General features: G+C 47.1%; 14 protein-coding genes and 1 riboswitch. Of the genes, 10 read left to right on the top strand and 4 right to left on the bottom strand.

Annotated features, from left to right (window positions below; genetic code table 11):
* Nucleotides 1-32: 32 nt before the first annotated feature.
* From MPHASIOC01_RS11395 to MPHASIOC01_RS11380, 4 genes are all read left to right on the top strand, one after another.
* A complete protein-coding gene (locus MPHASIOC01_RS11395; protein ID WP_405027773.1) occupies nucleotides 33-1469 on the top strand; it encodes an undecaprenyl-phosphate galactose phosphotransferase in 1437 nt (478 codons plus the stop codon).
* A 152-nt stretch (nucleotides 1470-1621) separates the two neighbouring features.
* Complete coding sequence (gene gndA / locus MPHASIOC01_RS11390) at nucleotides 1622-3031, top strand: NADP-dependent phosphogluconate dehydrogenase (RefSeq protein ID WP_064594744.1); 1410 nt, start codon at nucleotides 1622-1624, stop codon at nucleotides 3029-3031.
* Nucleotides 3032-3237: 206 nt separating this feature from the next.
* Nucleotides 3238-4218, top strand: coding sequence for an LPS O-antigen chain length determinant protein WzzB (gene wzzB / locus MPHASIOC01_RS11385; RefSeq protein ID WP_353614652.1), 981 nt, complete (start codon nucleotides 3238-3240; stop codon nucleotides 4216-4218).
* A gap of 422 nt (nucleotides 4219-4640) precedes the next feature.
* Entirely contained in the window at nucleotides 4641-6428 is a 1788-nt protein-coding gene (locus MPHASIOC01_RS11380; protein ID WP_353614651.1) for an LTA synthase family protein, read from the top strand.
* Between the two features lie 288 nt (nucleotides 6429-6716).
* Here MPHASIOC01_RS11380 and MPHASIOC01_RS11375 read toward each other — a convergent pair.
* Nucleotides 6717-7804 (bottom strand): IS3 family transposase gene (locus MPHASIOC01_RS11375; protein WP_353614650.1). Its coding sequence is split into 2 segments (ribosomal slippage): nucleotides 6717-7552 and nucleotides 7552-7804, totalling 1089 coding nucleotides; the frame shifts between segments, so codons are not numbered across the junction.
* Between the two features lie 829 nt (nucleotides 7805-8633).
* Nucleotides 8634-9104 carry a hypothetical protein gene (locus tag MPHASIOC01_RS11370; protein ID WP_353614649.1) on the bottom strand — a complete coding sequence of 157 codons (471 nt, stop codon included), beginning with the start codon at nucleotides 9102-9104 and terminating at the stop codon, nucleotides 8634-8636.
* A gap of 765 nt (nucleotides 9105-9869) precedes the next feature.
* Between MPHASIOC01_RS11370 and MPHASIOC01_RS11365 the strand changes: the two genes are divergently transcribed.
* The 4 genes from MPHASIOC01_RS11365 (at nucleotide 9870) to MPHASIOC01_RS11350 (ending at nucleotide 14698) form a co-directional block, all read left to right on the top strand.
* The gene (locus tag MPHASIOC01_RS11365) at nucleotides 9870-10385 is read left to right on the top strand and encodes a hypothetical protein (protein ID WP_064594728.1); all 516 of its coding nucleotides are present in this window, start codon (nucleotides 9870-9872) and stop codon (nucleotides 10383-10385) included.
* Between the two features lie 109 nt (nucleotides 10386-10494).
* Nucleotides 10495-11241: an alpha/beta hydrolase gene (locus tag MPHASIOC01_RS11360; RefSeq protein WP_353614648.1), complete on the top strand. Its 747-nt coding sequence runs from the start codon at nucleotides 10495-10497 to the stop codon at nucleotides 11239-11241.
* 220 nt (nucleotides 11242-11461) lie between these two features.
* The gene (locus MPHASIOC01_RS11355; protein ID WP_064594724.1) at nucleotides 11462-13474 is read left to right on the top strand and encodes a methyl-accepting chemotaxis protein; all 2013 of its coding nucleotides are present in this window, start codon (nucleotides 11462-11464) and stop codon (nucleotides 13472-13474) included.
* Between the two features lie 351 nt (nucleotides 13475-13825).
* Nucleotides 13826-14698, top strand: coding sequence for an NAD(P)-dependent oxidoreductase (locus tag MPHASIOC01_RS11350; protein ID WP_353614647.1), 873 nt, complete (start codon nucleotides 13826-13828; stop codon nucleotides 14696-14698).
* Between the two features lie 124 nt (nucleotides 14699-14822).
* Here MPHASIOC01_RS11350 and yjjJ read toward each other — a convergent pair whose 3' ends face one another.
* Both yjjJ and MPHASIOC01_RS11340 read right to left on the bottom strand, forming a co-directional pair.
* Nucleotides 14823-16127 (bottom strand): type II toxin-antitoxin system HipA family toxin YjjJ, encoded by a 1305-nt coding sequence (yjjJ, locus tag MPHASIOC01_RS11345; RefSeq protein ID WP_353614646.1) that lies wholly within the window; start codon nucleotides 16125-16127, stop codon nucleotides 14823-14825.
* Nucleotides 16128-16235: 108 nt separating this feature from the next.
* A complete protein-coding gene (locus MPHASIOC01_RS11340; protein ID WP_064595517.1) occupies nucleotides 16236-17099 on the bottom strand; it encodes a GHMP kinase in 864 nt (287 codons plus the stop codon).
* Between the two features lie 627 nt (nucleotides 17100-17726).
* A riboswitch (cobalamin riboswitch) is annotated at nucleotides 17727-17899 on the top strand.
* A gap of 92 nt (nucleotides 17900-17991) precedes the next feature.
* Between MPHASIOC01_RS11340 and MPHASIOC01_RS11335 the strand changes: the two genes are divergently transcribed.
* Both MPHASIOC01_RS11335 and cbiB read left to right on the top strand, forming a co-directional pair.
* Nucleotides 17992-19374 carry a cobyrinate a,c-diamide synthase gene (locus MPHASIOC01_RS11335; RefSeq protein ID WP_353614645.1) on the top strand — a complete coding sequence of 461 codons (1383 nt, stop codon included), beginning with the start codon at nucleotides 17992-17994 and terminating at the stop codon, nucleotides 19372-19374.
* Nucleotides 19374-20345 carry an adenosylcobinamide-phosphate synthase CbiB gene (gene cbiB, locus MPHASIOC01_RS11330; protein ID WP_353614933.1) on the top strand — a complete coding sequence of 324 codons (972 nt, stop codon included), beginning with the start codon at nucleotides 19374-19376 and terminating at the stop codon, nucleotides 20343-20345. Before MPHASIOC01_RS11335 ends, cbiB begins: the two co-directional genes overlap by 1 nt.
* Nucleotides 20346-20350: the final 5 nt, after the last annotated feature.

Below are 20350 nucleotides of genomic sequence, written 5' to 3'. Positions count from 1 at the left end.
GTTTATTATTCAACAGGTATCGTGAGGGAATGATGGATATTCGGGCTGTGAAAAATAATTATAAACCGTTTGTGTGTCAGTTTGCTCTTGCACTGTCTGACCTTGTTTTTTTTAATCTTTCGCTGGTTTTGTCACTGGCCTTGGTTTATTTCCTGTTTGACGACTTACAGCGTTTTATACCAAAGGAACAGTTTCAATACCGCCTTGTTTCTCATTTTATTTTATCACTGGCCTGTGTTGCATGGTTTTTAATTCGACTCCGCCATTATTCTTACCGGAAACCATTTTGGTACGAACTTAAAGAAATTCTTCGCACAATCAGTATATTTGCTATCTTTGACTTGGCATTGATAGCATTTACTAAATGGCAGTTTTCGCGTTATGTCTGGGTTTTCTGCTGGGGGTTTGCTATTTTTCTTGTCCCTGTTTCTCGCTTTGCCACCAAGTCTTTACTCAACCGGCTGGGGATCTGGAAAAAGAAAACAATTATTCTGGGCTGTGGTAAAAATGCGCGTGAAGCCTATTTTGCATTGCATAGTGAGGAAATGCTGGGATTTGAAGTTGTTGCTTTTTTTGATGAGTCCTCTACTGAGAATAGCCTGCTTGACTGCCCGGTTCTAAAGAATGTGGAGTATCTCTGGGATACTCGTGACATTAAAAATGTTCATTTCATTCTTGCATTCGATTCTGAAAAAATAGACCAGACTATAGCCTGGTTGCGAGAACTATCAAAGCATCATTGCCACTCCGTGACTGTTATTCCTTCATTGCGTGGGTTACCGTTATATAATACGGATATGTCTTTCATATTTAGCCATGAAGTAATGCTGTTGCGTATTAATAATAACCTTGCCAAACGCACGTCACGTTTTCTTAAACGTTCGTTTGATCTCGTTTGCGCCTCCTTAATATTAATTACTACTTCGCCTTTGCTTGTAGTCCTTTGGTATAAAGTTACCCGGGACGGTGGCCCAGCTATCTATGGGCACCAGCGAGTGGGGCGGCACGGAAAGCTTTTCCCATGTTACAAATTCCGTTCAATGGTAATGAATTCCCAGGAGGTACTGGCTAATTTGCTGGCGACCGACCCCGAAGCGAAAGCTGAGTGGGACAAAGATTTCAAACTGAAAAATGATCCAAGAATAACCACTGTTGGGCGTTTTATTCGTAAAACCAGTCTGGATGAGCTTCCGCAACTGTTTAATGTTCTGAAAGGTGAAATGAGTCTGGTAGGGCCAAGGCCTATCATTTCAGCAGAACTGGAACGTTATGATCAGGATGTGGATTATTATCTGATGGCAAAACCCGGCATGACGGGCTTATGGCAGGTAAGTGGTCGTAATGATGTTGATTACGAAACGCGTGTATATTTTGACTCGTGGTATGTTAAAAACTGGTCATTGTGGAACGATATAGCCATTTTATTTAAGACGGTTAAAGTGGTACTTCACCGCGATGGTGCATACTGATCAGATTTGTACTGTAGGTTCAGGTAACCTGCTGTGCGTTTCAAAGTGGCATCTATTGCTACCAGACCAGGGTATTCCTGAGTTAACATTACTTTTACTTAATCCCGGCGGAGACACACCGCATGGGTATTCACACCAGACAGGAGTTTGTAATGTCCAAACAACAAATCGGCGTGGTCGGTATGGCCGTAATGGGGCGCAACCTGGCGCTCAACATTGAAAGCCGTGGTTATACCGTCTCTGTTTTCAACCGCTCCCGTGAAAAAACCGAGGAAGTGATTGCCCAGAATCCGGGTAAAAAACTGGTGCCTTACTACACCGTGCAGGAGTTCGTTGAATCTCTTGAAACTCCTCGCCGTATCCTGTTAATGGTTAAAGCTGGCGCTGGCACAGACGCAGCCATTGAATCTTTGAAGCCGTTCCTGGATAAAGGCGACATCATTATTGATGGTGGTAACACATTCTTCCAGGACACCATTCGCCGTAACCGTGAACTGTCTGCTGAAGGCTTTAACTTCATTGGTACTGGTGTGTCTGGTGGTGAAGAAGGCGCACTGAAAGGCCCTTCCATTATGCCTGGCGGCCAGAAAGAAGCCTATGAGCTGGTTGCACCTATTCTGACCAAAATTGCTGCCGTAGCCGAAGATGGTGAACCTTGTGTTACCTATATTGGTGCAGATGGTGCCGGTCACTACGTGAAAATGGTGCACAATGGCATTGAATACGGCGACATGCAGCTTATTGCAGAGGCTTATTCACTGCTGAAACAGGGCCTGAACCTGTCTAACGAAGAACTGGCAGAGACGTTCACGGAGTGGAACAAAGGCGAACTGAGCAGCTACCTTATTGATATCACCAAAGATATCTTCACTAAGAAAGATGAAGATGGTAACTACCTGGTAGACGTCATTCTGGATGAAGCAGCGAATAAAGGCACCGGTAAATGGACCAGCCAGAGCTCTCTGGACCTGGGCGAACCGCTGTCCTTAATCACTGAGTCTGTATTTGCCCGTTATATCTCTTCCCTGAAAGAGCAGCGCGTTGCCGCTTCTAAAGTGTTGAGTGGTCCGCAGGCAAAAACCTTTAGTGGCGATAAAGCAGAATTCGCAGAAAAAGTTCGCCGTGCCCTGTACCTGGGTAAAATCGTTTCTTATGCACAGGGCTTCTCTCAGCTGCGTGCGGCTTCTGAAGAATACAACTGGGACCTGAACTACGGTGAAATTGCGAAAATTTTCCGCGCTGGTTGCATTATTCGTGCTCAGTTCCTGCAGAAAATTACTGATGCCTACGAACAGAACCCATCTATCGCTAATCTGCTTTTGGCCCCGTACTTCAAAAAAGCGGCAGATGACTACCAGCAGGCACTGCGCGATGTAGTGGCTTACGCTGTGCAGAACGGTATTCCAACCCCAACTTTCTCTGCCGCAATTGCCTACTACGATAGCTACCGTGCAGAAGTGTTGCCCGCTAACCTGATTCAGGCCCAGCGCGATTACTTTGGTGCGCACACCTATAAACGTATTGATAAAGACGGAATTTTCCACACTGAATGGCTGGATTAATCCGTTTCAGGTAATAGGTTATTACTGATAAGCCCGGTTTACCGGGCTTTTTTGCAGGCAAAATCTATAAATCATCCCTACACTGTGTTATCTATTATTTGTTTTCAGTTTTTTCCTGGTGGATTATATAATTAACTCGTTGTTAACTACGCTGTTGTTACGAAACTTTCAAAAAATGGCATCTTTAAGTGGGCTGAAAAGCAATTATGAGTAAAGAGACTAATGTAGTAGTGAGCAGTAATGGGTACACTCAATCTGATCAGGTCGATCTGATCGATATCATTCAGCAGGTGTGGGCAGGGAAAAAAACGATTGCTATTTTTGTCGGTGTATGTGTTGTGATTGCCGCTCTTTATGCTTTCCTGGCGCCACAAAAATGGTCTTCAGTGGCTATTGTTACCTTGCCTGACTCAGGGCAGGTTGTTGCGTATTCTCAGGTTGAAAGAGTCTTGTATCCTGATAATCCACCAAAGATCGATGATATCCAGACATCATTATTTAGCCGTTTTAAAGGTGGGCTGGCTGCCTTGTCTCTGCAATTGCAAAATCAGGAGAAGCCCGAGAATTTAACCAGTGTCGTACTTAACCCTGAACAACCAGACCAATTAAAAATAAGCTACACTGGTGCGAGTGCGCAGGCGGCTAAAAATACTCTCGATGATTATCTGAAGAAAATTGATAGTAATATTGTTACCGGAATAGATAGCGATTTAAATTTAAATATAAAATCCCGGAGCGAAGATTTAAAAGGCACCATTTCTTCACTGGAAAAAGTGGCACAGGAAAAGAAAAGTAATCGATTGAATATACTCAATCAGGCTCTTTTAATTGCACAACATGCAAATATCGACAAACCAATGCTGAGTAACTCAACGGGGCTGGATGATGATACGTTGTTTGCTGTTGGTAGTGAAGCGCTCAATGCGATGATAGCAAATTACAAAAATGCTCCATTACCGCTGGATAAGGATTATTATAAAACAGTACAAAATTTACTTTCAGTACAATCTTTAAATGACAATAAACGTATAATATCTACGTTTCGTTATATTATGGAACCGAGCATCCCTGTTCACAGAGACAGCCCTAAGCGCGCTTTAATTCTGGTTATTTCAGTTTTGTTGGGTGGGATTTTAGGTTCCACATACGTACTGATCAGGAACGCATTTAGAGCACGAGCTAAATAAAGAAAAATAACCTGCCATTTGAATTCAATGTATTCTTCATTTGGCAGGAAGTTCTTTCTATCCTCTATTAACAAAGATAGTTTGATAAAAATTTACCATTAAGCCTAATAATGGTTTTCTAATATGCTATATGATGACTATAAACTTACAGCTCTGATAGAGCTAGTGATACTGATTTTTCGCAAACGTATGATTCTTTGTTAATAATGAAGTTATCTTAGCACCAGGGTAACGGCAGAACGAATAATTTGTACAGTATATATGTCATTTTCCATACTATATATACAATTATTAAAAGTTGTAGCCCCCTGGAAGTAACTACTAAAAATTCATTCTACTTTTAAATTGATTGTTTATTTATCTAAACGTAGTGATCTATTGATATGTAAATAATCAATATACAATTACTGATATCTACAGCTATGTCTAAAACCATACTCTCATTTATTCATAAAAAAATTATTAATACAAAAATTAATGCGTCAGTTTTGGATTGTTTTTTTTCGTTGTTAATACTTTACATATCAACAAAAACGTTGGTTCCAAGTCATGATATCATATTAAATAAAAACTTCCCTGATGCCGTAATTAAATTTTTATGGCTTTCATCTCCTTTGTTATTCTTTTATTTTACATTAAGAGCATGTAAGCTTCCTATTTTTCTCTGTTTTTATTTTGTCTGTCTTGTTATAATTTTATTATCATTTGCTAATAATACAAAAATGTCATTAACAGATCAGCCTCTATCGTATAATGATATTGTCTCTACAGTTAATATTACAGTGGCATATAGGTATATTAGTTTTAAGTTACTTATTGTTGGTGTTTTTAGTGTCTTAGGTGGAATGGCTTTAGTCCCATTGAGTAAAATAGTTATTGACACACGCAGTAATTATATTTTTATAATTTTTTTATTGTTAATGATTTTCCCCTATTCATTTTCTCCTTATGCTGAAGAGATATTCGGTGAGGGAAATGGCTTCGCTAATTTTATACAGGATCAGGCCCGAAAGCGAGATGTTGTCTATTTTTCATGGGATCCCGTAGGAAATGTGAAAGATCATGGATTAGCAATGCATTTAATTCAAACAAGTGTTAGGAAATCTGTACCAAAAGTAACAGATGATGAGCGTAATGCATATCTCAACATAAAGAAAAATAATTCGTCACAACCAGTAAACTATAAAACTATAGTTTATATTCTGTGTGAATCATGCTGGTATGATGAATCTCACTTTAAAGATATTTTCAAGCCTCTCCTTAGTAATGGTTATACGGGATTTCGCTCGATTTCTCCTGTGTATGGTGCAGGCACTGCTAATTCAGAATTTGAAATGCTAACTGGCCTACCAAGTAATTCAAATGTATTATCTGGAATTATATATCAAGAATATTCCGATGCTATTAAGGATAACTCAGATTCTTTGGCAAGTTCGTTAAAACTCAAAGGTTTCAACACGTATGCAGCCCATAATAATAGTAAGACATTTTGGCGCAGAAACGTGATTTATAAAAAGTTTGGCTTTGAACAATTTGACGGGTTTTCTGATATGGGGAGTTTACCCCAAGTCTATGCGAGAAATAAAAAACCATGGCAATGGCAAGCTGATGATTATTTACTTTACAATTCAGCTTTGCAGAAAATAAAAGAATCCCATGCGGATGGGAAAAATATATTCCTGAACCTAATTACTATGTCCACTCACGGACCATATATGCATATTAATGATTCTGGTGAAGGTGTTTATAGTTACGAACTAAATGAGGCCATAGAAAGGCTGACTCAGTTTACTAAAGAGCTAGAAAAAATTGATCCTGATGCTGTTATTGTGATTTATGGTGATCACAAGCCAGCGCTTAATAAATATTTTTATGAAAATGGCGTTTTTCCTTCAAGTTTCTTCACAAAGACCGGGTTGAAGGATGAGGATTTTGAGTTCAAGTCGGGATTGCTCCCTAAAGAGTATGGCGATGTGCCAGTTTTGATAAAATCATCTGATAAGAAAAAGGTTGAGAAAGTAGTAACTGAAGCGAAAAATAAACCTTTCTTTTGTACTACGGCATTTATTGATAAAAATTTCATCCATTCAGGCCTGGTTGCTTTTAATTATAATTTGGAACATTTCTGTAAGGAAAAAGACAATGTTTATGATAAAAAATCAGTAATTACTCCATCATGGATATATTCAATGGCGCTGTTTGAAAATTAAATTTTAAGGCTAATAATAAATATAATATAACTTTCTTATATTTACTGGCCGCTTTCCCATAAGAAATTGTGAGCTGTGAATCGATGGGTGAACCAGAGACTGAGAACAGTGAAACTCCAGTTATTGACAGGATCATTGTTATCTTCTCGGTATAATACAATATTTCGTTACTTTCAATTATCCTTCTTATGATGAAAATATAAAGAAGGTTAAGCTGCCTCAGTTTGAAAAGACTGAGGCAGGTTGGAATGGTAATCCCCCCATTTTTAACGGAGGTGATAAGTAGAATCAGGCCATGCGTTGAATATGCTGCATCGGCGTGAAGCCATTCAGTGCCATATTCGGACGTTCATGATTATAAAACCATTGCCACTGCGTGGCATAGCCCTGCAATTCGTCCAGTGAGTTAAACAGGTGCTGGCCCAACCAGTCATAACGTACCGTCCGGTTATATCGCTCAATCCAGGCATTCTGTTGAGGTTTGCCAGGCTGAATAAAACGAAGCGTTATATTCTGCTTAGCTGCCCATGACATCAGTACCTTGCTGGTATATTCTGGCCCGTTATCGCATCGTATTGCTGCCGGTTTACCTTTCCATTCAATGAGTTGCTCGAGAGTCCTCACTACACGATTTGCTGGCAGGGAAAAATCCACTTCAATCGCCAGTGCTTCACGATTAAAGTCATCAATGACATTCAGTAAACGGACGGAGCGACCATCTGATAGCTGATCATGCATGAAGTCCATCGACCAGCATTCGTTGCGACTTTCTGGCACCGTCAGCGGTTCAGGTTTATCCCGTTTCAGTCTTTTTTTCGGCTTTATTCGCATGTTCAGCGACAGTTCACAGTAAATTCGGTACACCCTTTTGTGGTTGAAGCGGAAGCCTTTTACGTTGCGCAGGTACAAAAAGCACAGACCAAACCCCCAGTTGCGCTGACTGCCAGTGATGCGGAGCAGCCAGTCGGCAATGACCTCATTTTCCTCATTCAGTTGAGGCTGATAGCGATAGCAACTTTCGCTGACAACAAACAACTGGCAGGCAAAACTTATGCTGATATTCCGGCTCCTGACTGCATCCTGCGCCATCTGCTTTCGACTCGATGGCTTCACCACTTTTTTGCCATGGCTTCCTGAATGATTTCGGCTTTGAGGCGCTCCTCCGCATACATTTTTTTGAGGCGGCGGTTTTCATCTTCCAGTTCTTTCAGACGGGTCATCATGGAGGTATCCATCCCGCCAAAACGCGAACGCCACTTATAGAAACTGGCATTGCTCATGCCATGTTCACGACACAGTTCAGCCACCGGTGTTCCGGCCTCAGCTTGCTTCAGAATGGACATGATCTGGCTGTCGGTAAAACGTGACTTTTTCATAGAGATCTCCCCGGTTCAGATTACGAGAAAATTCTACTTATAAACACACCGGTTTTTCGGGGGGATTACCGAATTACGTTGTGACCGATAAAGGCTCTTTTCTTAAGGAGTAAAGCTATTGCGATAAATCTCGATATCATTAACTGTAATTTTTTATTCTTTTACTGATATATTTATTCATGGGGAGGGTGATGATTCTTCCTTTTCAGGAGTATTGTCAACTCCCTTCTATGATGAAGTTGAATCACTAATCGATTACTGTCTGATCAAATGTGTTTTTAACAGTATGATTGTTATGACTAAAATCGCATCATCGCAATGTCACATAAAGTGATTGAGTTGTTGTTTAATATAGTTAATCGCAGTTGATGTAGATTCAATCTCCACTCGGTATAAAACCAGTATCACCGAAGGTGTTACTGTCACCGTTTCTGGCTAAAACTGGCTGTTGCCATACACAGAAGAGGTCACTTGGCGTCGCCAGGTTTTCAATTGTGGTAACGAGAGGATATCTGTTGTATTTTTCTGCATCGCTCAATATGGTGAACACGACATCCTGGAATCTCGCTGGCTTAAGTTTTCAGGCTGACCTTAATATTCTCAGAAGTATACTCATCATTACAAATAACCTTGCAGACACAACCCATACCCAAAATATGGTTACTGGCAAGTTCAACAGAACCCGGTTGTGAACTATGTAACTCACTATCCTCTGCTATTCATGCAACTTAAGTGTGCATTCCGGCTAAAAATCGTTGTTATTTAGCCGGAACAGCTACAACAAGAAAATAAACTCTCAGTTCTCATACAAAAACGCTTTTTTTGTCCCTCAAACTCCTCTGTACCCTTCCACTTCCCTTAACAACACATTCTCACAGGCCATCCTTTCAATGATATTCAGCATGTGCAAACCATCATTTTGATGTGTGATTTTTATATTTTGGCATATGTTTATAACAGGCAGGTTGGCTATTTTTAATGCTGAATTCAGGATGGATTCAATGTTAATGATTCTGATGTTATGGTGTGTTAATATTTTCTCCATTAAATAACCGGGTGATTTTATATTTCTTTGATGTAGTGTTTCATTGCTATAGAAATCACAGGAAACACCTTTTTCTGCCAGTTTGTTGTAAATGTTCATCATTGATGAAATGGAGGACTGAGTAATCATTCTTAACGAATTTCCAGATTCGATTATATTGTTATTGAAACACCAGGAGCTCAGATCCATACAGAAGCCTGCGAATTCAAATTCATATTTAGCATGCTGTTTTAATTTTTTTGTTAGTATCATCATCTCACTCCACTATATGCACTGTGTAATGTATAAAAAAACATCAAAAAGGTACCCTCTATCAATAGATAGACTGTATTTATTTAAGTGGCAATTTTTTTTGGAAAAAAATAATTTCTTTAATTAGTTGAAATTATTCATTTTTAATATTGCGTTTATAATGAATTAAGGAGGGCTACATTTATTGAGTTACATTATGAAGTACTCCATTTTAAAAAAATAAGCCATCTTTGATTTAAATCATTTTTTGCCATATTTTTGCTTTGGCTGCGTGCATTAAATCCATGCCATTCATTCCACTTCCGTTCTCCATTGATAACAGGTGGGTAATTCTATTAAGCGGGCCAGTGTAAACAAAATGAATAATAGAGAAGTAATTAATGGGTAATGAAGTTCCCGATGCAAATAGGGAACTGCGTAACCTGTACTGTTGGGGCCAACTTAATGAAAACAATTAGGTAATTGTGCCACTACGCTGATCAGTCTGAAAATTTTTGCAATGTTAGATTTTTCTTTGCGTACTCTGCCGCATTTTCTGCTTTTGGTACTGTCAGGCTGTTTTTTTGTCCAGTATTATATCCGGGCAATGTAACGCATTGCCAGGATTGGCGTCCTGAAAATACAAGGTGTAAATCACGGGGTGTTGTCTGTTCGTGTATAAATTGCCCGAATACAGCGCCCAACTAACAGGCCTTGTATCGTCTGGTCAGCTTTAATGCAACAGGCCAACAGCAAGGAAGATATCACCGCCTCATCAGGGAATACGCAATGGACGAACTACAAACTCCGCTTTATGACCTTCCTCTTTATACCGAACTCAACCACGGCACACCAGGTTCTTTGGCGCTGGCTGAGCGCTGTGAACTGCTCAGTGAAATTCTGTTGGACAGCGAAAGCCTTTTGGCTGCTCACTCGGTTCTGCGTGGCTTGCTGGCTTACCTTGATACCCTGCATTATCAGCTACTGGTGAGTATGTCTGCATCATGCAATACCACTGAAGGTGAGTATGAAACGGATAAAACCCAACAAAACGCAGGCAGTGATCCGGCTATGGCATCAACCACTGCTATACCCATTGGTGACTCAGTACTTGTGTTGCCTGAACCTGGCTGGCAGCCAGAAACGGTGAGCTTGTGCCACTACTGCGCAACACTTGCCAGCCAGTTACTGTTACTACCGCGTGAGAGCACTGACGAGCATGTCTCCGGGCTGGTGGGGTTGCTTTATGAACTGGTGGCGCTGTTAGTGGAGGAATTACGCAGCACTGAACCGGCCCTGGCTTAATCAAACTGGCAGCGGGCATGTTTTTACGGCCCGCTGTTTTGTTATTCACTCAATTCTGTTTCACCGTGGCCCGGTGTAAAAATAGCCCGTAATAAAGGAAGTTAACAACATGCAAGGTTTCTATTCTCCTACAGCGCGCTGCTATGTACGCTTTCAGGATTTGCCAGGCAGCGGTGTGCCTGTGGTCTTTGTGCATGGCCTGGGCTGCGCATCATCTTATGAATACCCGCGTGTGGTGGCAGACCCAATGTTTACCGGCAAGCGCGCCATTCTGCTGGATTTACCCGGCTGCGGTTACAGCGAAAAACCACAGGGTTACAGTTACTCCATTAGTGACCAGGCAAAAGTAGTGGTGGAACTGGTTGTGCATTTGGGGTTAACCCGGTGCTATGTGTACGGGCACAGCATGGGGGGCAGCATCAGTATTGAAGCCGCAGAACAGCTGGGGGAATGCCTGCTCGGCCTGGTAGTGTCTGAACCCAATTTTCACCCCGGTGGTGGCTTCTCCAGCCAGCAAATTTGCCATTACAGCGAAAGTGAGTTTGTAAGCACCGCATGGCAGCATATGGTGGAGCAGGAAAACAGCCCCTGGGCAGGTAGCCTTGCGGTAAATGCGCCCTGGGCTGTCTGGCGTGGTGCGTCCAGCCTGGTCAGTGGCAGTAACTGGCTTACACGCTTTATGGCGTTACCTGTGGCAAAACAACTGATCTTTGGCGAGCACTCTTTGCCAGATAATGATTTCACTACGCTCCAGGATGCCGGTATTCCAACCGTAGTGTTGCCACAGTGCGGGCATTGTATGTCCTGGGAAAACCCGGGTGCACTGGCAGGGGCGTTAGCCATGTTCTGCCGTTAATATTCGCTAAAACCATTTTTGGCATGTGCCTGCATGCCCTACAAAACATTTGCATAGTGATTGTCTCTGGCGGAATAAAAATAATGACTGCCATGAGAACACCTGCAGCCACGCCACAGTTCCTCTGGTTTTATTTAAAGTCGGGAGAAAAAAGGACGATAAACATTACACCTGTCTGCGGGTATGTGTTTTCTCCATCAGTGACCAGGAGTACTGTGCAATGAAAAAAAATAAAATGAGTACGCGTGCGCTCATGATCCTGAGTGGGTCATTGGTTATCATACTTGGCTTTGCAGTGACTATTGGTGTGCTTAGCTGGCAATCAAGCCGTGAGCAAAAGAAGTTAGCGGTCAGTTATTTAACCGAGATTGCCAGTAACCAGGCGGGGAAAATACAGCAAAAACTCAGTTACGACCGGGATGTGGCACATAACCTGGGAGTATCTCTGGTTGGGTTGTCTGTCGCCGGTGTTAAAGACCGTGATACTGCAAGTAAAATAATGGAATATGCCCTTAGAGATAACCCGGACTATTTATCAATTTCAGTTATTTTTGAACGCAATGCATTTGATGGAAAAGATGCGGAATTTGCCGGAAAACCGGGGCAGCCGCCAGAAGGCCGGTTTGCCTGGTTTGTGGAACATGCGGGGCAGGGAAAATATCACATGAGTCCGCTACTCTCCTACCTTACACCGGGGCAAGGGGATTATTACCTGGTTCCTCAGGCGAGCCGCAAAGATACGTTGATTGAGCCTTATAACTATGCATATAACGGCGTACCAACAATGCTCACTTCTGTGGCGTCTCCCATACAATTAGATGGCAAACTGTGGGGCGTGGTCACCTCTGATATCTCACTGGCCTCGCTCCAGGCCGAAGTCAATAAAATCAAGCCCTGGCATGGTGTGGGTTATGCGGTGCTGGTTTCCAGCAAAAATAAGGTGGTAGCCAGCCCTGACAAGGCACTGGCAGGTAAAGACTGGCCTGAAAAGAGCGACACCTTTTCATCCGTACTGTCCGAGCGTTACGACAGCTTTTTGAAAGAGGATGCGTATGTTGTCTGGGCCCCCGTTAAAATAGGTAACAGCAACGAACACTGGTCGTTGGGCATTGTTGCTCCGGTCAGTAGTGTCATGGCCGCAGCGCACAGTCAACTGATCCAGGCGCTGATCTTAATGGTTATCAGTATTGTTGTGGTCAGTGCGGTGCTGGGGATGATTTTCAGCCGGAAAGTGCTCAAACCGTTGGGTGGGGAACCGGCAGAAGCAGCCGCTATTGCTTTGTCAGTCGCCGACGGAAATTTACGCAACCGCATTTCTGTGAACAGTAAGGACACAGGCAGCCTGTTCTTTGCACTTAATACCATGCAAGCCAGGCTGAAAGGCGTTGTCGCTAATATCAAAGAGGCCAGTAATGCCGTTCATGATGGTGCCCACGAGATTTCCAGTGGCAATATTAATCTGGCTTCACGTACCGAAGAACAGGCCTCGGCATTAGAACAAACAGCAGCCAGCATGGAGCAGATCACGGCTACAGTGAAACATAACGCGAATAATACTCATCAGGCGACATTGCTCACCAATAATGCCAACGATATCGCCTCTAAGGGTGAAGCGCTGGTTGGTGAAATTATTCACACTATGAACCAGATTGACGAAAGCTCCCGGAAAATTAGTGAAATTACTAATATCATTAACAGTATTGCATTCCAGACTAATATCCTTGCCCTGAATGCGGCTGTGGAAGCGGCCAGAGCCGGTGAACAAGGCCGGGGGTTTGCGGTTGTGGCTTCAGAGGTGCGCAGCCTTGCCCAGCGCAGCGCCAGTGCAGTAAAAGATATTGCTTCGCTGATTCAGGAATCCACTGAGCGCGTGGGAAATGGGGTAACGCTGGCAGGTAAGGCTGGTGAAACCATGCAGAGCATTACCTCTGCCGTGAAATCGGTACAAAATATTATCGATGAAATTGCGAACGCATCTGATGAGCAGGCCAAAGGAATAAGCCAGGTCACTATCGCTGTTAATGAAATGGATGGCGTTACGCAGCAAAACTATCAACTGGTTCAGCAGATCTCAACGCTGGCTCAGTCGCTGGAAAACCAGGCTGCGGTCCTCAGAAACGCAGTAGACCATTTTGCTGAACAAGAGAGTGAACCTGGCTCACTGGCATCCTTGCCGGTTTCGGGTTTGCCGGGTAATTCGGTAGCCAGAATAACCTCAGCTAACAAACACTGATTCTTGTATTACCCCAAAGGCCTGGCAAGCAACATGTCGGGCCTTTGAACAACCAGAGTGATGTGTATCTGGCACCGGTATGCACACAGAAAATATTTAGCCATCTTTCCGTATTAACCCGCTTTTCTCCCTCCGCTATTCAGCAGGTAAATAGCCAGCCTGTCTGTTTCTTTGCACAGCCCCGAGGCATGTTTTTATATATCAGCAAATATTGCTGTATTTTATTTTTTATTGAAATTCATGTTTTTGGCCTTTGCTTACCCATTATTTCGTATGATACCGGGCAGTAGATAACCCAATCATTAATCTTCAGCTATCCCGGTTCTGGTACAGAGGCGGAGAGGAGGAATTATGGCGCAATTGCCAGTGGTAACTGTTATTGGCCTTGGGGCTATGGGGCATGCTTTTGCCGCAAATTTGTTAAAAAATGGCTTCACCGTGCGTGGCTGGAACCGTTCACCCAGCCGTGGCGAAGATTTGGTGAATACCGGGCTGGTGCTGTGCAACACGGCGCAGCAGGCGGCAGAAGGCGCAGATGTCGTGCTGAGTGTATTAACCGATGGCGACACAACGCACAATGTGCTGGAACCTGTATTTTCTGCCATGAAACCCGGCGCGGTATTGTGCCAGATGGGCACGATTGGTGTGGCGGCAACCGAAAAGCTGATTTACCAGTTAGCTCGGGTAAGGCCGGATGTGGTGTTTGTGGATGCGCCGGTGTCTGGCACTAAAGCCCCGGCGGAGAACGCCCAAATTTTGGTGATGGCAAGTGGTGATCGCAGTAAGGCACAGGCGGCAGAGCAGGTATTTGCTGCCATTGGTAAGCAGCAACAATGGCTGGGCGAAGCCGGAGCCAGTTCACGCATGAAGCTGGTGGTCAACAGTTGGCTGATAGGCATGATGCAAAGCCTGGCAGATACCATGAGCCTGGCAAAACAACTGGGGTTCTCCACAGACGATTTGTGGCAGGTGCTGGAAGGCGGTCCGCTGGCTGCACCTTATGCCAAAGGGAAGTTGAACATGATTGCCAGTGGTGATTACACACCGCAAATGCAGCTCAGCCTGGCGCTGAAAGATGCCCGGCTGGCGCTACAGGCCGCGCCCGGGGTGGCAATGCCGGGGCTGGAAAACATTGCGTCTTTGTGGCAACAGGCTGTTGATGCAGGGTATGGCGAGCAGGACCTGGCCGCAGTGTACGCGTTTCTGCAAAAAACACATGCCTGATACACAAGCCTGAACCCCTGCCAGCCGGGGCAGGGCATTTGCTGCTGTAAGGGTTGCCTGTGGGTGTTCGCCATGTTGGTTCAGGTGGGCAGATCTCGCCGGGCAACCTTACACAGCCAGCGGTTTACCCCAGCCGGGCAATGCGCTCCTTTGCTTCGCCAATATGGTGGTGTAAGGCCGCAATGCAGGGGGCAAAGTTTGCAGAAAAGCCCGCGCAACAACGGGCTTCGGCCAGAAATTTTTCTGCCAGCGCCAGGGCTTCCCGCCAGGTATCTGCAGTAACCACATCTGAAAGTGCCACCGGCCTGAGTTCGTTTGCCAGCGCGCCTCCTGCTTTGGGGGCGAACCCCATGGGCAGAACGTCGTATGCCGGAGCCAGTTGATACGGGCGCCCATGGCTGCTGACAAACGACAGGTTGCCGTTATGCATATCTGTGTTGCCAGTCAGCTTGCCGAATGCCCACAACCGGGCGGTGGCAGGGAGCGCTTCCGGGTGTACATACCCCGCATTCACCAGGTTTTCGACCAGCACGGGCCAGGGGGAGCTGGCTTTACCAACAAACTCCGCATCCAGCGCCCGCAGTGAAATAACGCCAACCCGGCCCAGTTGCCCAACCCGGTCGAAACGGGGGATCTCCAGAAATCGCTGCCCGGCAAAATCAAATACCTCTGTTTGCACACCCAGCACGCCCAGCGCCAGGTGTTCAGCCAGTAGCAGGTCACGCCAGCGCTCGCTTACCGGGTTGTCGTCTGGTGCCGAGAACTTCACTAACACATGCCCCCGATCTGTAAAGGTACAGAACTTCGGTTGCTCACCCCCGGCAGATGACCCAGGGGTTTCACCCGCACCAGCCGCTTTTGCCAGTACCGGGAACATTGTTGCGCGTTCAACCGGCGTGGGCACGGGCATTTCCAGAAAATGGGCTCTGGCCCGTTCCCCAATAAGCAGGTTGCCTGTGGCATCGTGCCCGTACATCAGTAACGCCCGCACAACATCTGCATCGGCCCATTGTTCCGGGTTGGTGTCCAGACCGAGCCTGGGAGCCCATACCGTTGCCAGCGCCCGCCCGAGGTACCCCTGTGGGCGCATGTCGAACAACCACCAGGGTAAACCATCGCTATGAATGCTGGCGTTATTGGTTTGCACCATCACAAACCCGTCCGGGTAAACAGGGATAAGTTCACCCAGCTTTTTTACCTGGCCTTCTTCGGTAATGCGGTAAATAGGTGCGGCGCTGAATCCCCGGTGGTTATCGCGCAGGGTATTTTGAATAGATGGCCCGGCACCTGTGCGCACGATTTCGTCACCCAGTTTTTTTAGCGCGCGGGACAGGGTTGGCTGGCTAACCCCCAATTTTTCAGTAAGTTGCCTTGTTGTTGCTGGCCCCTGGCTGAGCAACCGGCGTAATTCTTCGGAACTGACGGGCATCGTGTTAACCACTAAGTGAATAGATAAATGAATAGATATTTGAATAGATAAATATAGGGGTGGATAAGGCGTCTGGCAACCGAATTGTCAGCTGCTACTTTCCCAGCACTACTCCACGCCGCCTGCAATCAGGCGCAGCAAATAGTGCCGTGGCCAGTGGTAAGCCAGTGCCGCATGGTGGGCAATCTGCCAGGTGACTTTTTCTACATCATGGTGGTGGCTGTCCAGTAATAAACCCACGACCGAGCCGCTATGGGCCACGTTGATGCCGTAGAGATTATTGCTTTCCACAATGTTGCGCAGTGTGTCGAAGCCGGGCTTTGCCAGGAATTGCTGACTGGCAACGGCGCTCAGTGTAGTGGCCTCGCCCAGTAGCCAGGGGTTATTGGTTTTGCAGGCCTGCTGCAACAGGTGCCAGGCGCGGTTCAGTTGCGGGGCGCTTTCCTGCAAAATTGCGCGCAGGTCGCGCTGGTGGAAATCTGCCGTACGCAGCTGGTCAGGGCTTTCCAGCAGTAAGATCTCGCAGCCCGGTAAGCCGCCACAAGGCACAGTAGTTTTGCCGGTGAGGTGGTCAAACAGGGTCAGGCCGGGAAACAGAGTGCTGTCGGTGGGCTCCAGGCTCACACACAGAGCCGCCAGTGCTTCTACGGGCAGGGGGATGGCCAGGTGGCGTGCGGTGGCAACTGCTGTCGCGGCAATATCTGCCGTGCTGCTTGCCATGCCTTTTGCCAGCGGAATAGTGGAGTCGAATGTTATGCGCAGCGTGTTTGCCCGCTGTAGCGGGGCTCCGGCATAACGCAACACAGCACCCAGCGCGGCACGCATGAGTGGGCGTTCAGCAGGCAGGGGCTTGCCGTCTGTCACACAGACAGTACTGAACCAGTCTACCGGGCAGGACACCAGTTTTTCACCTCCCAGGATCCAGCCCTGCAGGAGTTCCCCGCAAGAGGCAGGGCAGCGTGCTTCGGCCAGTTTCGTCTCCCTGGTGTGGTGCGGGCCAGCCACTGTATGAAACATGCAAAAATGCAGCGCCATAGTGACGGGGGCATAGCCAGCATTGCGCTACGCGTTGGCTTTTCGCAAACTCAATTTTTTTGCAAAGTATGCCGACAAACTTATCTGCTTACACCACAATGTTTCGCTCACTCACAATAAAAGATGCAGATTAACCGGTATTCAGTAAATATGCAGCGCTAATACCCGGCACAATAGTCGTTTTATGCGGGTGGCATGGCATTGTACTTTCCCTATTATTTCCCGGAAAATATCTGAGTGGACTACGCAGGGTTTAGTTTACCGGGCAGCAATATTTTGTTGCCTGCCTGGCAGAGTTTTTCTGGTTAAGTGCTTATTGTGATTGAGATATGTCTGACGGAACTGGCAATAATTTGTTATAGCTCAACAATTATTTGTTATTCCGGCCGTAAACTGCATCAGTAGTTATTTTTTCAGTGGCATATAGTCAGTGACAGTAAAAAAGCACATTCCCGGTAGATATTTACCAGAGTGAAGTGTGGTTGCATTATGGTGCTGAGCCTGCACACTGCACCCCAGTGCATAAAACGGGTGCAGTACACAGAAAAAGTGCGACACGAAAAAGTTTAACCGACATCATCAGGTTTTACCTGACAGGTAGGGAAGAGGGTGCAAACCCCTCGCAGCCCCCGCTGCTGTGATGCTGACGACCCCGCAATACCACTGATCAACTGATTGGGAAGGGCGGGCAAGAAAGACGCTAAGCCAGAAGACCGGCCTGATGATGCAAATGACACCTTCGGAGGGAAGGGCGTCTGCAGCCTCGTATTGCCCTGAAGGGAATGCGCCTGGCTTGTTGCGCCCATTTTCCGCCAAAAAGGAAGTAAAAATGGCCACAGGCGCAAAACAGGCATTCATTCTGGCAGGCACTTCAAGCGGTTGTGGTAAAACCACTCTAACCCTTGGCTTGCTGGCACTTTTGCGGCAACAAGGCTTTGCTCCCCAACCATTCAAAGTCGGCCCGGACTACCTCGATACCACCTGGCATAGCGCCATTGCTGGTCGCAAATCACGTAACCTGGATAACTGGATGCTGCCGGATAATACCGTTCGGGCATTGTTCAGCCGGGCTATGGAAACCACCTCACTGGGGGTGATTGAAGGGGTTATGGGCCTGTTCGATGGCCTGGGCCTTGACCCGTTTTGCGCCTCAACCGCCGGTATGGCGCGTTTGCTGGGTGTGCCTGTCATTCTGCTGATGGACGGCAAAGGCGTATCCACTTCCCTGGCGGCAACCCTCAATGGCTTTTGCGATTTTGCACCGGGTGTCAATATTGCCGGGGTCATTATCAACCGGGTCAATACTGATAATCACTTCCGCCAACTCTGTGCCGCGCTTGGCCGCTATTGCCGCGTTCCGGTGCTGGGTTATGTCCCTGAACTGCCTGAACTCCACCTGCCATCCCGCCATCTTGGGTTAGTGGGCGCAACGGGCAAAGCAATTAACCTGGCCCCCTGGCAGCAACTGGCTGCCGTGCTGGAAAAAACAGTTAATCTCCCGGCGCTGCTCAACTGTTGCCAGCCTCTGCGCAACCTGTCCGTAGCCACTCTACCACTCCCCAACCCGGCACTGGCTGGCGGGCTGAGCATGGCTATCGCGCAGGATGATGCCTTTCATTTTTACTACCAGGATAACCTCGACATGCTTGAACAGGCCGGTGTCCGGCTGGTGCCATTCAGCCCGCTGGCAGACACACAAGTGCCAGCCTGCGACATGCTGTGGCTGGGGGGCGGCTACCCGGAAATGTTTGCCAGCCAACTGGCGGCGAATGGCGCCATGCGGGCTTCCGTTAAACAATTCTCGGCACGCGGTGTGCCGGTGTATGCCGAGTGCGGCGGGTTAATGTACCTGGGGGATTCACTGGCAGATGCCGAAGGGCAAACGCACCCCATGTGCGGCGTGCTGGCAGGGCACAGTACCATGGGTAACCAGCTGAAAAGGTTTGGGTATTGCGAAGCAACTGCCAGCCACGACACTCTGCTCGCCGCGGCAGGTGAAACACTGCGCGGTCATGAATTCCACTATTCTGAGTTCACCACTTCACTGCCCGCCAGCCAACAGTGCCGCAAAGTGCGCGACGGCCAGGTGGTGCGCCAGTGGGAAGGCGGCTGGCAGCAGGGCAACACCTTTGCCAGTTACCTGCACCTCCATTTTGCCCAGCGCCCGGCCATGCTTAACCGCTGGTTCACTACCGCCAGGAGCCTGCAATGATGTCACTGTTTTCCTGGCTTTCCGCCTGGTGTGTTGCCGCTCTGCTGGATTACTGGCTGGGTGACCCGCAGCACTGGCCTCACCCGGTGCGCTGGATGGGCAACCTGATAAACCTGCTGCAGCGCGCTGTTCGCCGCGTTTGCCATTCACCCCGGGCATTGCGCTGGGGAGGCGGTGTGATGTGGCTGGTGGTGGTTGCGGTTACGGGTGGTGTGAGCTGGGGTGTTTTGGCTCTGGCAGAACGATTTCATCCTCTGCTTGGCTGGGTGGTCAATACCTGGATGATCTTTACTCTGCTGGCCGGGCGCTGCCTTGCAGAAAGCGCCGGGGAAGTTGAGCAGGCGCTGCGCAAGGGGGATTTGCCGCTGAGCCGGGAAAAATTGAGTTGGATAGTCGGGCGTGATACCTCTCAACTCCAGCCACCTCAAATTACCCGGGCAGTGGTCGAAACGGTGGCGGAAAACAGTGTTGATGGGGTTATCGCACCGCTGTTTTTCCTGATGCTGGGCGGCGCGCCGCTGGCAATGGCGTACAAAGCCGTGAATACCCTGGATTCCATGGTGGGTTACAAAAACGCGCGTTACAAAGATATCGGCCTGGTGTCTGCACGTATGGATGACGTAGCCAATTACCTGCCCGCACGCATTGGCTGGCTGTTGCTCAGTGCGGCAGCCTGGCTCAGCCAGTTCAACGGCCTCAACGCGTTGCGTATTGGCTGGCGCGACAGAAAACAGCACAGCAGCCCGAATTGCGCCTGGTCTGAAGGGGCGGTGGCCGGGGCTTTGGGGGTGCGCCTTGGCGGGCCAAATAACTATTTTGGCGAACGGGTAGAAAAACCCTGGATTGGCGATAACCTGCGCGAAATAAGCGCGGATGACATCCCGGCGTCCGTGCGCATGCTGATGGTCGCTTCCGGCCTGGCACTGGTGCTGTTTGCCCTTATCCGTATCGTCTTCACGCTCACGGTGTGATGGCA

Origin of the sequence: Mangrovibacter phragmitis (assembly GCF_040429585.1) — a bacterium.
GTDB classification, from domain to species: Bacteria; Pseudomonadota; Gammaproteobacteria; order Enterobacterales; family Enterobacteriaceae; genus Mangrovibacter; species Mangrovibacter phragmitis.
Note: the sequence above shows the minus strand (reverse complement) of the source record. Positions and strands in the feature narration are given on the sequence as shown.

Bases quoted from the DNA above. Each gene is read 5' to 3' on its own strand.
- MPHASIOC01_RS11395 (WP_405027773.1), top strand. From the start codon at position 33: ATGGATATTCGGGCTGTGAAAAATAATTATAAACCGTTTGTGTGTCAG.
- gndA (WP_064594744.1), top strand. From the start codon at position 1,622: ATGTCCAAACAACAAATCGGCGTGGTCGGTATGGCCGTAATGGGGCGC.
- wzzB (WP_353614652.1), top strand. From the start codon at position 3,238: ATGAGTAAAGAGACTAATGTAGTAGTGAGCAGTAATGGGTACACTCAA.
- MPHASIOC01_RS11380 (WP_353614651.1), top strand. From the start codon at position 4,641: ATGTCTAAAACCATACTCTCATTTATTCATAAAAAAATTATTAATACA.
- MPHASIOC01_RS11370 (WP_353614649.1), bottom strand. From the start codon at position 9,104: ATGATGATACTAACAAAAAAATTAAAACAGCATGCTAAATATGAATTT.
- MPHASIOC01_RS11365 (WP_064594728.1), top strand. From the start codon at position 9,870: ATGGACGAACTACAAACTCCGCTTTATGACCTTCCTCTTTATACCGAA.
- MPHASIOC01_RS11360 (WP_353614648.1), top strand. From the start codon at position 10,495: ATGCAAGGTTTCTATTCTCCTACAGCGCGCTGCTATGTACGCTTTCAG.
- MPHASIOC01_RS11355 (WP_064594724.1), top strand. From the start codon at position 11,462: ATGAAAAAAAATAAAATGAGTACGCGTGCGCTCATGATCCTGAGTGGG.
- MPHASIOC01_RS11350 (WP_353614647.1), top strand. From the start codon at position 13,826: ATGGCGCAATTGCCAGTGGTAACTGTTATTGGCCTTGGGGCTATGGGG.
- yjjJ (WP_353614646.1), bottom strand. From the start codon at position 16,127: ATGCCCGTCAGTTCCGAAGAATTACGCCGGTTGCTCAGCCAGGGGCCA.
- MPHASIOC01_RS11335 (WP_353614645.1), top strand. From the start codon at position 17,992: ATGGCCACAGGCGCAAAACAGGCATTCATTCTGGCAGGCACTTCAAGC.
- cbiB (WP_353614933.1), top strand. From the start codon at position 19,374: ATGTCACTGTTTTCCTGGCTTTCCGCCTGGTGTGTTGCCGCTCTGCTG.